The sequence below is a fragment of the Ferrovibrio sp. genome, assembly GCF_035304305.1.
In the GTDB taxonomy this organism is placed as follows: domain Bacteria; phylum Pseudomonadota; class Alphaproteobacteria; order Ferrovibrionales; family Ferrovibrionaceae; genus Ferrovibrio.
Window position 1 is genome coordinate 1 of sequence record NZ_DATGQG010000154.1, and the last position, 13,076, is coordinate 13,076.

At 67.1% G+C, this 13,076-nt stretch carries 15 protein-coding genes and 1 pseudogene; 13 read left to right on the top strand and 3 right to left on the bottom strand.

Annotation, left to right across the window (positions count from 1 at the left end):
* The 9 genes and pseudogenes from VKZ87_RS16995 to VKZ87_RS17035 all read left to right on the top strand — a co-directional run.
* Window positions 1–204: pseudogene (locus VKZ87_RS16995) on the top strand (cytochrome oxidase); the annotation flags it as partial.
* An 8-nt stretch (window positions 205–212) separates the two neighbouring features.
* Window positions 213–938, top strand: a complete 726-nt coding sequence (ccoO, locus tag VKZ87_RS17000) for a cytochrome-c oxidase, cbb3-type subunit II (RefSeq protein ID WP_324222462.1) — start codon at window positions 213–215, stop codon at window positions 936–938.
* Between the two features lie 7 nt (window positions 939–945).
* Window positions 946–1,107 (top strand): cbb3-type cytochrome c oxidase subunit 3, encoded by a 162-nt coding sequence (locus tag VKZ87_RS17005; RefSeq protein ID WP_324222463.1) that lies wholly within the window; start codon window positions 946–948, stop codon window positions 1,105–1,107.
* A gap of 2 nt (window positions 1,108–1,109) precedes the next feature.
* Window positions 1,110–1,970, top strand: coding sequence for a cytochrome-c oxidase, cbb3-type subunit III (ccoP, locus tag VKZ87_RS17010; RefSeq protein WP_324222464.1), 861 nt, complete (start codon window positions 1,110–1,112; stop codon window positions 1,968–1,970).
* A gap of 25 nt (window positions 1,971–1,995) precedes the next feature.
* The gene (gene ccoG / locus VKZ87_RS17015; RefSeq protein ID WP_324222465.1) at window positions 1,996–3,462 is read left to right on the top strand and encodes a cytochrome c oxidase accessory protein CcoG; all 1,467 of its coding nucleotides are present in this window, start codon (window positions 1,996–1,998) and stop codon (window positions 3,460–3,462) included.
* Entirely contained in the window at window positions 3,462–3,947 is a 486-nt protein-coding gene (locus VKZ87_RS17020; RefSeq protein WP_324222466.1) for a FixH family protein, read from the top strand. The genes ccoG and VKZ87_RS17020 overlap by 1 nt, the downstream gene beginning before the upstream one ends.
* A complete protein-coding gene (locus tag VKZ87_RS17025; RefSeq protein ID WP_324222467.1) occupies window positions 3,944–6,328 on the top strand; it encodes a heavy metal translocating P-type ATPase in 2,385 nt (794 codons plus the stop codon). Before VKZ87_RS17020 ends, VKZ87_RS17025 begins: the two co-directional genes overlap by 4 nt.
* On the top strand, window positions 6,328–6,495 hold the full coding sequence (gene ccoS / locus VKZ87_RS17030; protein WP_324222468.1) for a cbb3-type cytochrome oxidase assembly protein CcoS: 168 nt from the start codon (window positions 6,328–6,330) through the stop codon (window positions 6,493–6,495). The genes VKZ87_RS17025 and ccoS overlap by 1 nt, the downstream gene beginning before the upstream one ends.
* Before the next feature lie 2 nt (window positions 6,496–6,497).
* Window positions 6,498–6,677 (top strand): hypothetical protein, encoded by a 180-nt coding sequence (locus VKZ87_RS17035; RefSeq protein ID WP_324222469.1) that lies wholly within the window; start codon window positions 6,498–6,500, stop codon window positions 6,675–6,677.
* 24 nt (window positions 6,678–6,701) lie between these two features.
* Here VKZ87_RS17035 and hemN read toward each other — a convergent pair whose 3' ends face one another.
* Genes hemN through VKZ87_RS17050 form a run of 3 tightly spaced genes read right to left on the bottom strand, consistent with a single transcriptional unit; the run spans window position 6,702 to window position 8,773 of the window.
* Window positions 6,702–8,078 carry an oxygen-independent coproporphyrinogen III oxidase gene (hemN, locus tag VKZ87_RS17040; protein WP_324222470.1) on the bottom strand — a complete coding sequence of 459 codons (1,377 nt, stop codon included), beginning with the start codon at window positions 8,076–8,078 and terminating at the stop codon, window positions 6,702–6,704.
* Window positions 8,079–8,093: 15 nt separating this feature from the next.
* A complete protein-coding gene (locus tag VKZ87_RS17045; protein WP_324222471.1) occupies window positions 8,094–8,339 on the bottom strand; it encodes a DUF6455 family protein in 246 nt (81 codons plus the stop codon).
* Window positions 8,336–8,773: a DUF6455 family protein gene (locus VKZ87_RS17050; protein WP_324222472.1), complete on the bottom strand. Its 438-nt coding sequence runs from the start codon at window positions 8,771–8,773 to the stop codon at window positions 8,336–8,338. The genes VKZ87_RS17045 and VKZ87_RS17050 overlap by 4 nt, the downstream gene beginning before the upstream one ends.
* 247 nt (window positions 8,774–9,020) lie before the next feature.
* On the opposite strand from VKZ87_RS17050, the gene VKZ87_RS17055 reads away from it, so the two are divergent.
* From VKZ87_RS17055 to VKZ87_RS17070, 4 genes are all read left to right on the top strand, one after another.
* Complete coding sequence (locus VKZ87_RS17055; RefSeq protein ID WP_324222473.1) at window positions 9,021–9,710, top strand: cytochrome c oxidase assembly protein; 690 nt, start codon at window positions 9,021–9,023, stop codon at window positions 9,708–9,710.
* Window positions 9,711–10,802: a c-type cytochrome gene (locus tag VKZ87_RS17060; RefSeq protein ID WP_324222474.1), complete on the top strand. Its 1,092-nt coding sequence runs from the start codon at window positions 9,711–9,713 to the stop codon at window positions 10,800–10,802.
* On the top strand, window positions 10,799–11,782 hold the full coding sequence (gene coxB / locus VKZ87_RS17065) for a cytochrome c oxidase subunit II (protein ID WP_324222475.1): 984 nt from the start codon (window positions 10,799–10,801) through the stop codon (window positions 11,780–11,782). The genes VKZ87_RS17060 and coxB overlap by 4 nt, the downstream gene beginning before the upstream one ends.
* Window positions 11,779–13,076, top strand: a 1,298-nt coding sequence (locus tag VKZ87_RS17070; protein WP_324222476.1) for a cbb3-type cytochrome c oxidase subunit I, incomplete at its 3' end; no start/stop codon positions are given. The genes coxB and VKZ87_RS17070, both read left to right, overlap by 4 nt.

Below are 13,076 nucleotides of genomic sequence, written 5' to 3' on the forward strand. Positions count from 1 at the left end.
TACGACAACCTCGGTTTCCTGCAGTACTCCTTCATCGAAACCGTTGAGGCGATGCATCCCTTCTATGTCATCCGGGCGACCGGCGGAATCCTGTTCCTGACCGGCGCGCTGCTGATGGCCTACAACCTGTGGCGCACCGCCCGCGGCGACCTGCGCGACGAACCCATCCTGCAGCCGCGGCTGCAGGTGGCGGCAGCCGAGTGAGAAGACGCATGTTCATCAAACACGCCACCATCGAGCGCAACACGATCCTGCTTGCCGCCCTGACGCTGCTGACCGTGGCGATCGGCGGCCTGGTCGAGATCGTGCCGCTGTTCACGATCGAAACCACCATCGAGCGCGTCGAGGGCATGCGTCCCTATTCGCCGCTCGAGCAGGTCGGCCGCAACATCTATGTCCGCGAGGGCTGCTATGTCTGCCACAGCCAGCAGATCCGTCCGCTGCGCGATGAGGTCGAACGCTACGGGCATTACAGCCTGGCGGCGGAAAGCATGTATGACCATCCGTTCCAGTGGGGCTCGAAGCGGACCGGCCCGGACCTCGCCCGCGTCGGCGGCAAGTATTCCAACGAGTGGCATGTTGCGCATCTGATCGACCCCCGCGCGGTGGTGCCGGAATCGATCATGCCGTCCTACGGCTTCCTCAGCCGCAAGCTGGTCGACGATTCCGACATCGCGGATCACCTGAGGGCGCTGCGCGTCGTGGGCGTTCCCTACAGCGACGAGATGATCGCCGCGGCGGCGAAGGACCTGCGCGCGCAGGCCGATCCGGAGGCCGACACCGAGGAACTGCTGCAGCGCTATCCCAAGGCTCCGATCGGCGACTTCGACGGCGATCCGGCGCGGCTGACCGAGATGGACGCTCTGGTGGCCTATCTGCAGATGCTGGGCCGGCTGGTCGAGTTCGACAAGACCCAGCCCGGCGGCCTGCGCCAGTGAGGATGCCATGAGCGCACTCATCGAAAATTATCCCTGGCTGCGATCGCTCTGGACGGTCTGGTTCTTCCTGCTGTTCACCGGACTGATCGTCTGGGTCATGTGGCCGAGCCGGCGTCAGCGCTGGTCGGATTACGGCACCATTCCGCTGCGTGAGCGGCAAGAGGACTGACGATGACTGACAGAACCGAAGAACGTCCGACCGGGATCGACAATACGACGGGCCACGAATGGGACGGCATCCGGGAGCTCAACAACCCGCTGCCGAAATGGTGGCTCTACGTCTTCTATGCGACTGTGGTGTTCTCCATCGTGTGGAGCGTGCTGTACCCGAGCGTCCCGGGGCTCAACTCGTATTTCGCCGGCGTGCTCGGCTACACACAGCGCGACGAGGTGGCTGCCGACATCGCGCGGGCCGCGGCCGGCCAGGCGGCGTTCCGCCAGAAGATCCGCGAGCTCGATGTCGCCGCCGTCAAGGCCGATCCGGAACTCAACCGCTTCTCGGTGGCGGGCGGCCGTGTGCTGTTCGCCGAGAACTGCGCGGCCTGCCACCAGGCCGGCGGCACCGGTGCGCCGGGCTATCCCAGCCTCGCCGATGACGACTGGCTGTGGGGCGGTACGCCTGCCGATATCGAGCACACCATCAGCGTCGGCATCCGTGGCCAGCATGACGAAACCCGCCAGTCGCAGATGCCGCGCTTCCTGGCCGACGGCATGCTGACGGCGCCTGAGGTCGAGGCCGTGGTCGATCACGTTCTTTCGCTGACGGGCAAGGCGCCCGCCAACGAGAAGGGTGCCCAGATCTTCGCCGAACAGTGCGCTTCCTGCCATGGCGAGGATGGCAGCGGCAACCGCGAACTCGGTGCGCCGAACCTGGCCGACCAGATCTGGCTGTATGGCGGCGACCGCGCGGCCGTGCGGCAGACCGTGGCCTATTCGCGCAACGGCGTGATGCCGGCCTGGGCCGGGCGCCTCGACGAGGCGTCGATCCGCATGCTCGCCGTGTATGTCCATGCCCTCGGAGGCGGAGAGTAGGCCGGTTGTGAACGCGAGGCCCGAAATGCCGGAGGATCGCAGTGCGCTGAAGGAGACGGACAGCGTACTCGGCATCTTTGCGCCGTCACTCTATGCCGATCGGGTCAAGGTCTATCCCCGCGCGGTGCGCGGCCGGTTCCGCAACATCAAATGGGCGGTTCTGACCTTCTGCCTGGTCATCTATTACGGATTGCCCTGGCTGCGCTGGGATCGCGGCCCGGGCGCACCCGACCAGGCGCTGCTGCTCGATATGTCGGGCCCGCGCGGCTATTTCTTCAACATCGAGATCTGGCCGCAGGAGGTCTACTACATTACCGGCCTGCTGATCGTCGGTGCGCTGGCGCTGTTTCTCGCCACCGCGCTGTTCGGCCGTGTCTGGTGCGGCTATGCCTGCCCGCAGACGGTGTGGACCGATCTCTTCATGCTGGTCGAACGCTGGATCGAAGGCGACCGTAATGCCCGTATGCGGCTCGATCGCCAGCCGACCAGCGCGGCAAAGGTCCTGCGCAAATCGGCCAAGCATGCCGTCTGGCTGCTGATTGCCGCCGCGACCGGCGGGGCCTGGATCATGTATTTTCAGGATGCGCCCACGGTGGTGCGCGAGATCTTCACCGGTTCGGCTTCAGGCGCCACCTATTTCTTCTTCGGCCTGTTCACCCTGACCACCTATGGGCTGGCCGGCTGGGCGCGCGAGCAGGTCTGCACCTATATGTGCCCCTGGCCGCGGCTGCAGGCCGCCATGCAGGACGAGCATTCGCTGATCGTCACCTATCAGGGCTGGCGGGGTGAGACGCGCGGCAAGCACAAGGCCGGCCAGTCCTGGGAAGGGCGGGGTGACTGCATCGACTGCGGCGCCTGTTTCCATGTCTGCCCGACCGGAATCGACATCCGCAACGGACCGCAGCTCGAATGCATCGGCTGTGGCCTCTGCATCGATGCCTGCGATGACGTGATGGGCAAGGTCGGACGTCCGCTGCGCCTCATCGATTTCGTCTCGCTGGAGAATCTCCAGAACCGAGCCGCGAGACGGCCGGAGCGGCTCAAGCTGCTGCGTCCGCGCACCGTCCTGTATGGTGTGCTGCTGCTTGTCGTCGCCGCGATCATGGCCGCCGCACTGCTCCTGCGCGACACGCTGGAACTGTCGGTTCAGCAGGATCGCAGCCCGCTCTATGTGACGCTGTCCGACGGCAGCCTGCGCAACGGCTATACGGTCAAGGTCTCGAACAAGACCCGGGACACCATGTCGCTGCGTCTGACCCAGGATGGCCTGTCCGGAGCCAACCTGTCGATTGCCGGCTCGCCGGACAGCCGCGATGCCCTGTCAATGGTGATCGAACCCGACTCGCTGGCGGAGTATCATGTGTTTGTCCGCCTGCCCGCCGACCGGGCCGGCCGGCAGACGACGACCTTCGATTTCGTTCTCACCGATGAGAGCGGCAGGGAAGTCGAGCGCGTCCATACCCAGTTTGCCGCTCCTGCCGGAGGACGCTGATGACCACCATGGCCGACGACCGCAGCAGCCGCTGGATTCCCTGGATTTTCGTTCTCGGCTTTGCCGTGATCATCGCGGTGAATGCGACGCTGATCGCCTTCGCCATCGAGAGTTTCAGCGGCCTCGTGGTCGAACATCCCTACCGCAAGGGGGTCGAATACTCCCAGACGCAGGAAATGCTCGACCGGCAGCGGCAGCTTGGCTGGGAGTACGAACTGCGTGCCGAGCCGCATGCCGATGGCGACGTGAATGTCGCCGTGGCCTGGCATCACGACGCCGCGCCGCTGAATGATCTGCAGGTCAGCGCGGAGTTCATCCGCCCGGTTGAGAATGCCGCGCCGCTGACGGTTTTCCTGCAGCATCGCGGCAACGGCGAATATGCCGCCTCCGTCCGCCTGCCTGCCGCCGGCCTCTGGGATGTCCGGATTACTGCCGAACGCCGTGAGGAGCGTTTCGTCGCTGCCGAACGCCTGGTACTGAGATGAACACAGCCGTTGCCTCGCTCGCCGGCAGTCCTGCCGTCGCGACAGGCAAGGCCGAGGCCCTCTGCCTGCATTGCGCCACCCCGGTCGCGACCGGTGAGCGTTTCTGCTGCACCGGCTGCGCGGGTGCGCATGCCCTGATCCGCGGGCTCGGCCTCGACAGCTACTACCAGCTGCGTGCCGCCGGGCGCCCGGTCGGCGAGATCGAGGACGAACGCATCGCCTGGGGCGAATTCGTCCAGGTCTCGGAGGGCCGCTGCCGGGCCGAGCTGATCGTCGACGGCATGCATTGCGCCGCCTGCCTCTGGCTGATCGAGCATGCCCTGCGGGCGCATCCCGCCGTGGTCAGGGCGCAGGTTTCGGCGACCACGCGCCGGCTGGTACTGGAATGGAAGGGCGATGCTGGCCTGATCGATGAACTGGCCGGAACGGTCAGCCGCCTCGGCTACCGCTGCCTGCCCCTGACCCCCGATGCGGTGGAGCAGGCGGGCATGGCGGAGGAAAAGAGCCTGCTGCGCGCCATGGGAGTGGCGGGTTTTGCCGCTGCCAACATCATGCTGCTCTCGGTCTCGGTCTGGTCCGGCCATGTCGGCGACATGGGCACCTGGACCCGCGACCTGATGCATGCCGTTTCCGCGGTGATCGCCATTCCCGCCATTGCCTATGCCGGCCTGCCATTCTTCCGGTCCGCCGCTTCCGCCCTGCGCCGGGGCCGCAGCAACATGGATGTGCCGATCTCGATCGGCGTCATTCTCGCCACCGCGGTCAGCCTGGCCGAAATGCTGCAGTCGGGCCCGCATGCCTATTTCGACGCCGCGGTCACGCTGCTCTTCTTCCTGCTGATCGGGCGGTATCTGGAAACCCGGGCTCGCGGCTATGCACGCCGCACCGCGCAGCAGCTCCTGGCCTGGACCGCCCAGCCCGTCTCGGTGGAGACCGATGCCGGCGTCGTGCAGCGGCCGGCCCAGCGTGTTGCCATCGGCGACCGTGTCGTCCTGGCGGCCGGTGAGCGGATTCCGGTCGATGGTTTCGTTCTCTCCGGCCAGTCGGCCATCGATGCCAGCCTGGTGAGTGGCGAAACGCTGCCGCAGCCGGTAGCACCCGGCGACCGCGTCTTCGCCGGCGCCATCAACATCGATGCGCCGCTCAGGCTGCAGGTAACGGCGACCGGCGCCGCGACGCTGATCGGCGGCATCGTGCGGCTGATGGAAGCGGCCGAACAGGGACGCAGCCGGTTCGTGCGCCTGAGCGAGAAGGTGGCCCGGTATTACGCGCCCGTGGTCCATCTGACTGCGCTGCTGTCATTCCTCGGCTGGATGCTGATCGGCGATGCGGACTGGCGCAGCGCCCTGCTGATCGCGGCGGCCGTCCTGATCATCACCTGCCCCTGCGCGCTGGCGCTCGCGGTACCCGCCGTCCAGGTTGCCGCCAGCAGCCGGCTGATGAAATCCGGAATCCTGATGAAATCCGCCACGGCGCTGGAGCGTGCCGCGGCGATCGACACCATCGTGTTCGACAAGACCGGAACGCTGACGGTGGGCCGGCCGCGGCTGGTGAATGCGGCGGGAGAGGACGGCGAAAATCTGCAGCTGGCCGCCCGCCTCGCCCTGCGCAGCCGGCATCCGCTCTGCCGCGCGCTGGTGGCCGCGGCAGGCCCGGGCGTCCTGCCGCTGGAAGGCGTCGAGGAAGTGCCGGGACAGGGCATGCGGTGGATCGGCGGGGACGGGGAATGGCGGCTCGGTCACGCCCGCTTCACCGGCGCGACTGCCGCCATGTCCGATGGCTGCAGCGAATTGTGGTTCAGCCGCCCGGGCGCGCCGCCGCACCGGTTCCGCTTCCAGGACGACCTGCGGCCTGACGCGACCGAGACGGTCGCGGAGCTGAAGCGCCGCGGCCTGAAGCTTCTGGTCCTCTCCGGCGATCGTCCGGATGCGGTGCGCAGCGCGGCCGAGGCCACCGGCATTGCCGACTGGCGCGCCGGCGTCGACCCGCAGGCCAAGGCGGATGCCATCGCCGGGCTCAAGGCGTCCGGCCATCGCGTGCTGATGGTCGGCGACGGCCTGAACGATGCCGTGGCGCTGACGCTGGCCGACGCATCGCTGTCGCCGGCGTCGGGCATCGATATCGCGCAGAACGCCGCCGATGCGGTGTTTCAGGGCGACCGGCTGGCGGCCGTGCCGGAATTTCTTGATGCCGCCTGCGCCAGCCGCCGGCTGGCGATCCAGAATCTGGCATTGGCGCTGGTCTACAATCTCATTGCCGTGCCGCTGGCAATTGCCGGTATGGTGACGCCATTGGTCGCCGCCATCGCCATGTCGGGCTCGTCGTTGCTGGTGGTGGGCAACGCGCTGCGGCTTGGCCGGCTCCGTCTCGGGAGAGGATGATGTCGATACTGCTTCTGCTCATACCCGCGGCTCTGGCGCTCGGACTGCTCGGCATGGCCGGCTTTCTCTGGGCGCTGAAGCGCAATCAGTTCGAAGACCTGGAAGGGGCGGCGCAGCGCGTGCTGTTCGATGACGCCGATGCCGCCCTGCGTGCAAGGAGACAATGACGATGGACAAAAATCTGGGTTACTGGATCATTTCGGCGCTGGTGGTGCTGCTCGGCTTCATCGGGCTGTTTCTCGCCGGCGGCGCCTGGGATGCCGGGATCACGAGCTTCGGCCTGGCGCTGGTGGCGTTCGCGGTGCTGTTCGTTTTCTTCGCCATTCACCGCACGCACCGCGACGGCTGAAGCCGCCGCGGTCGCCAGCGCGCGTTACGCTGCGGCGTGGCGAACGCCCTCGACGGCCGGGAGATAGCTGTCGAAGGCGCTGCAGATCTGCCGCAGCAGCAGCCGCGCCGCCGGCGGTACGGTAATCCGGCCGCCATCGATGTTCACCAGACCCGCATCGGCGATCGGCTTCAGCGCCGCGAGATTGTCATGCAGCGGCCGTGCCGGCAGCCGGAAACGCGCGGCCACCGCATCCAGATCGACGCTGAGGTGGCACATCAGCTGTTCGATGACGGCGCCGCGCATCCGGTCCTCGGTGTTGAGCGGCAGCATGCGTTCCACCGGCAGCTCGCTTCTGCCCATCTTCCGCCGCCATGTCGCCACGCCGCGGATGTTGGCGGCATAGCCCTGTTCAAGCTGGCTGATCGCCGAGGCGCCGAAGCCGATCAGCGTGCCGGCATCGTCGGTCGTGTAGCCCTGAAAGTTGCGGTGCAGGCGTCCTTTGCCGGCGGCAACCGCCAGCTCGTCGCCCGGCAGGGCGAAATGGTCGAGGCCGATGCTGGCATAGCCGGCTTCGTTCAGCATTCTCTCCGCCAGCAGGAACTGTCGCACCCGGAGCTCGCGGTCGGGCAGCACGGCGGTGTCGATCAGCTTCTGGTGCGCCCGCATCCAGGGCACATGGGCATAGCCGAACAGCGCCAGTCGCTCGGGGCGAAGGCCCAGCGCCTGCTCCACCGTCCTGGCAAGGCTCGCCATGTCCTGGTGCGGCAGACCATAGAGCAGATCGAAATTGACGGATGTGAGGCCGGCGTCGCGGAGCAGCTCCAGCGTCCGGCGCACATCCTCCAGCGGCTGGATCCGGTTGATCGCCTGCTGCACCACGGGATCGAAGCTCTGCACGCCGAGGCTGGCCCGGTTGACGCCGCTTGAGGCAAAGCCCTCAGCCAGCTCGGCGTCGAAGCGGCGCGGGTCGACCTCGACCGCGATCTCGATATCCGGATCGAAGGAGAACAGGCCCGCCAGCCGGTCCGTCACGCGCTGCAGGCCCGCGGCGCCGATGATGGTCGGGGTGCCGCCACCCCAGTGGATATGGGCGATCCGTGCCTGCGGCGGGAGATACTGCGCGGTCAGCGCGATCTCGGAGAGCAGGGCATCGACGTACTGTTTGACCGCGTCGTCGCCCTTCGCCACCTGGGTGCTGCAGCCGCAATACCAGCACATGGTCCGGCAATAGGGGACGTGCAGGTAGAGGGACAGCGGCGTCCCGTCCGGCACCGCGGCGAGCCATTCGGGCAGTTTCGCATCCTCGCCGGCCGGGCGGAAATGCGGCGCCGTGGGATAGGAGGTGTATCGGGGGACTTCCCGGTACTGCCCGATCAGGGACGATATCAGGGAAGCGCGATCGCTCGAACTGTCGGTCATGCCGCGAATCCGGGTTCAGTGCCGCAATCGGTCGAAGCGCTGCGCATTCGGGCAGAAGCGCCGGTAATCGTCGCCAGATGCGCCGGCATCGAGCCACTGGCGGCATTCGCTGGTATGGCGGCAGAAGGCGCAGGCCCGGGCCGCCCTGCTCAGCTGGGTGCCGAGGGCGATATGCGACGCCTTCTCGATATCGACGCCGAGCGTATCCATCATCCGGTGCATCAGGCCGCTCCGGCGGTCGAGTGCTGCAAAGAAGTTCATGGCCATCTCCCGGCGGTGGTTGTTTCGGATGCCGCGCTGCGCCGCAGGCTGGCAAAGGTGTAGGCGTTGGGGCAGAAGGCGGGCCAGCGGGCCAGCGAGGCCGCTTTGGCCTGCCATTCCCGGCAGCGCCTGTGATGCGGGCAGAAGGTGCAGACCCGCTGCATGTCGCGCAGAACCTCCAGGGGATAGGAGGTGTGCCGCAGGGCCGGGCGGGACAGCAGGGCGAGCAGCTCCTCGCTGTCGTTGCCGGTGCGCATCGCGGCGGTCATCTCGGCATCGCTGATGCCGACATCGGCGGAAACCTGGCGACGATCCTCATCCGACAGGCCGTCCCATTCCAGTTGCCGGTCCAGCCGTGCGGCGGCGGCGCGAAGCCAGCGCGCCGTTCCCGAAAGGACCCGGCCGGCACCGGCCGAAAGAGGGTTTCTGGTCATTGGACGTGCCTTCCGATCCATCTTGTGCCGTGACCATACCGCCCCCCTGCGGCATGTCATTGCGGTAGGTCAAAGAGCCGGACGGGTGGCCGGGGCGCGCGTCTGATCCGCCCTTCCGGCACCCGGTATCGGGGGGCGACGGACCGGTTTGCCCTTACGGAATTCTCTCCTCGCGTTTCCGCGGAAAACCGGAACGATTCCATTCTGCCTGTGTTCGACCCCGAGCGGAAAAGAGCTTCGGGGCATCATGCATCCTTCACCGACATCCATCGCATTCGGCCAGAGGCGCCCGGGAGGCACCGTCCGCCGGGGCGGTGCGGCGCTGTGGTGGGGTGTCCTGCTCACGGTGGCCGTCGCGGGCGGCGCGCTCTTCGCCCTGGCCCAGACCGGCCCCCTGGCGCGGATGATGGCCGGTCATATCCTGCTCATGAATGTCGTCGCGCCGCTTCTGGCCGTCCTGCTGCGCGGCCGACGTCCGGCGGGTGGCCGGACATTGCTGGCTGCTTCCCTGCTCCAGCTGGCGCTGCTCTGGGCGACCCATCTGCCTGCGCTCACGGCATTGCTTCATGGCCCGATGATGCTGGTTCCGGCCGCGCTTCTGTTTGCGTCGGCCCTGTGGTTCTGGCGTGCGGTGCTGGGGCAGCAGGGGGCGCGGCGCTGGCGCGGCCTGCTTGCGCTGCTGCTGACCGGAAAATTCTACTGCCTGCTCGGCGTGCTGCTCGTCTTTGCGCCGCGGCCGCTCTATCCCGGCCAGGCGCCTGCACCGCTGCTGCTGGCCGACCAGCAGCAGGCCGGTCTGCTGATGACGGTCGCCTGTCCGCTCAGCTACGTGCTGGCGGCGGTGATCATCGCGGCCGGCTGGGTGGCTGCGCTGGAGACGGGGAGCAGCGATCGCCGCCCGGGCCCGGCCAGCGCGGCGGGTCAGGCGGCGATATAGATGCGGCGCTGGCGCCTGTCATTCGGCGCTCTGCGCCTCCGCCACATCATGGCGACCATCTTCATTCTGGCATTCCTCGGCGGCATCGGCGCCGTCCTTGTCGCCTGGTCCGGCGCTTACAATGTCGCAGCCAGCCGCGGCCATTGGCCGATCACCAACTGGTTCCTGCACTTTACGCTGCGCAATTCGGTCGAAACCCACAGCCTGGGCATCCGTCCGCCCGGTCTGGACGATCCGGCGCTGATCCGTCTCGGCGCCGGTCATTTCGCCGCAGGCTGCGCGTTCTGCCATGGTGCACCGGGCGACCCGCCCGGAATCGTGGTGCGCCACATGCTGCCCAAGCCGCCGGATCTTTCAAACGCTGCGCGTGAATGGAGGGCGCAGGAGCTGTTCTGGATCGTGCAGAACGGTTTCAAGTTCACCGGCATGCCGGCCTGGCCGGCCCGGGGGCGCGATGAGGAGATCTGGGCAATGGTGGCGTTTCTGCAGGCGTTGCCGGAACTGAAGCCGGAGCAGTACCGGCAGCTGGCGGGCGCCGACCGGACGGCTTCCGATCCGCTGTCGGGTTGTGAATCGTGTCACGGTTCGGGAGGCGATCGTCCGGCCAGTGCACTGGTGCCGTCATTGCCTGGCCTGCAGCAGGGCTATCTGGAACGCGCGCTGGCAGAATATCGCTCGGGGTTGCGGCAGAGCGGCATCATGCAGCAGGCGGCCTCCACGCTGAGCGATGCCGACATCGTGCGGCTGGCGCGCCACTATGCCGCCCTCCCCATACGGCCGGCGCCGGAACCGGCGGAAGAGGCGGACCGGATTGCCCGGGGACGCGAGATCGCCGAACGCGGACTGCGTGAAGCCGGCGTACCCGCCTGCCTGTCGTGTCACGAGCGGCCCGGCAGTTTGCTCTTTCCCCGTCTCTCCGGACAGCAGGCCCGCTACATCACGGGCCAGCTCGCGGTCTGGCGCAACGGCATGCGGCGGCTCTCGGCGCCCGGCCAGATCATGGCAGTGATCGCCACGCGCCTGCCGGCCGACGCGGCCGCGGATGTCGCCGCCTATTTCCAGGCGCGCGATGCGACGGAGGTGTCGCAATGAGAGGCGTCGGACGCATCCCCGCCTGTCTCCTTCTCCTGCTGCCGGCGACCGCCTGCGCCGATCTGCAATCGGCGTTGTCGCCGCGCGGTCCCGAAGCCGGCAGCATCGCGCTGCTGTCCTGGATCCTGTTCGCCGGCGGCACAGCGATCTTCGTGCTGGTGATGATCGCGGCCGCGGTTGCGCTGTTCGGGCCGGTGCGCTGGCGTGCCGTCATGGCGAACGAGCGGTGGATCATCGGCGGCGGAATCGTTTTCCCGGCGGTGACGCTCGCTGTCCTGCTGGTCTACGGGCTGATTCTGATGCGCCCGGTGCCGGCGGATGCCGGCGGCGAGCCGCTGCGCATCACGGTGATCGGCGAACAATGGTGGTGGCGGGTGATCTACCGGGACGGCGAGCCGGTCGAGTCCGCCAACGAACTGCGCGTGCCGGTGGATGTGCCTGTCGAACTCAGTCTCGAAACCGCCGACGTGATCCACAGCTTCTGGGTCCCGAATCTGGGCGGCAAGGTCGACATGATTCCCGGCCGTACCAACCGCCTGCGCCTCACCGCCGGCGAAGCCGGCATAAGCCGCGGGCAATGTGCGGAATATTGCGGCGGGGCGCATGCGCTGATGTCGTTTTTCGTCGTTGCGCTGCCGCCGGAGGAATACCGCATCTGGCGCCAGCGCGAGGCGCAGCCTGCGCGGCCGCCATCCGATGAAGCGCGAGCCGCAGGTCTTGAACTCTTCCTCGCCGGTGGCTGCGGCGCCTGTCACGCGATCCGTGGCACCGAAGCCCGCGGAACCATCGGCCCCGACCTGACGCATCTCGGCAGCCGGCATTCGCTGGCGGCGGGAACGCTGCGCAACGACCGCGCGTCCATCGCACGCTGGATCGCGGAAAGCCAGCATGTGAAGCCTGAGAACCTCATGCCGCCCTACGGCATCTTCACCGACGCCGAACGGGATCTCATCGCCACCTACCTGGCAGGCCTGGAATGACAGATTATCCGAATACGCTGCCCAGGCCGCCCGGCGAAAAAGACGATCTGCTGCGGATCTGGGCGACGCCGAAGGGCTTCCGCATCGTCACTGCCGTCAACAACACGGTGATCGGGCTCATCTATATCGGCGCAGCCTTCCTGTTCTTTCTGTTGGCCGGGGTGCTGGCGCTGCTGATGCGCACCCAGCTTGCAGTCAGCGAGAACGACTTTCTCACCCAGGATCTCTACAACCAGCTCTTCACCGTGCATGGCACGACGATGATGTTCCTCTTTGCCGTTCCGGCCATGGAGGCTCTGGGCGTCATGCTGCTGCCGCAGATGCTGGCGGCACGCGATCTGCCCTTTCCGCGCCTGAGCGCCTTCGCCATCTGGGCCTATATCGTCGGTGGCCTGGTCTTCTTCTCCACCGTCTTCTACGACCTCGCGCCCAAGGGCGGCTGGTTCATGTATCCGCCGCTGACCAACGCGGAATATTCGCCCGGCGACAATGCCGATTTCTGGCTGCTCGGCATCGGCTTCATCGAGATTTCGGCGATTGCCGGCGCGGTGGAGATCGTCGTCGGCATCCTGCGCACCCGACCGCCCGGCATGTCGCTGGACAAGATGCCGATCTTCGCCTGGACGATGCTGATCTTCGCCGGGATGATCATATTCGCCTTTCCGGCGGTGATCCTCGCCACCATGCTGCTGGAGCTGGAGCGTGCCTTTGGCTGGCCTTTCTTCGATGCCCGTCTCGGCGGCGACGCACTGCTCTGGCAGCACCTCTTCTGGTTCTTCGGCCATCCGGAGGTCTACATCATCTTCATCCCGGCGGCCGGCCTGGTCTCGATGATCGTGCCGACAATGGCGCGCACGCCGCTGGTCGGCTACCGGCTGATCGTCGTCGCGCTGATCGCCACCGGCTTCTTCAGCTTCGGCCTCTGGGTGCACCACATGTTCACCACCGGCATCCCGGCGCTGAGCCTCGGTTTCTTCTCGGCGGCCAGCATGGCAGTGGCAATTCCTTCCGGCATCCAGGTTTTCTCCTGGATTGCCACGATTGCGAAGAGCCGCGGCCGCTTCCGCATCACCACGCCGTCGCTCTTCGTGCTCGGCTTCCTGTTCATCTTCACGCTCGGTGGCTTGACGGGCGTCATGGTCGCGCTGGTGCCCTTCGACTGGCAGGTTCATGACAGCTACTTCGTGGTGGCGCATTTCCACTACGTGCTGATCGGCGGCATGCTGTTCCCGATGTTCGCCGCCGCCTACTACTGGCTGCCCGTGGTCTCGGGGCGCAAGCTGATCTTCGGCCG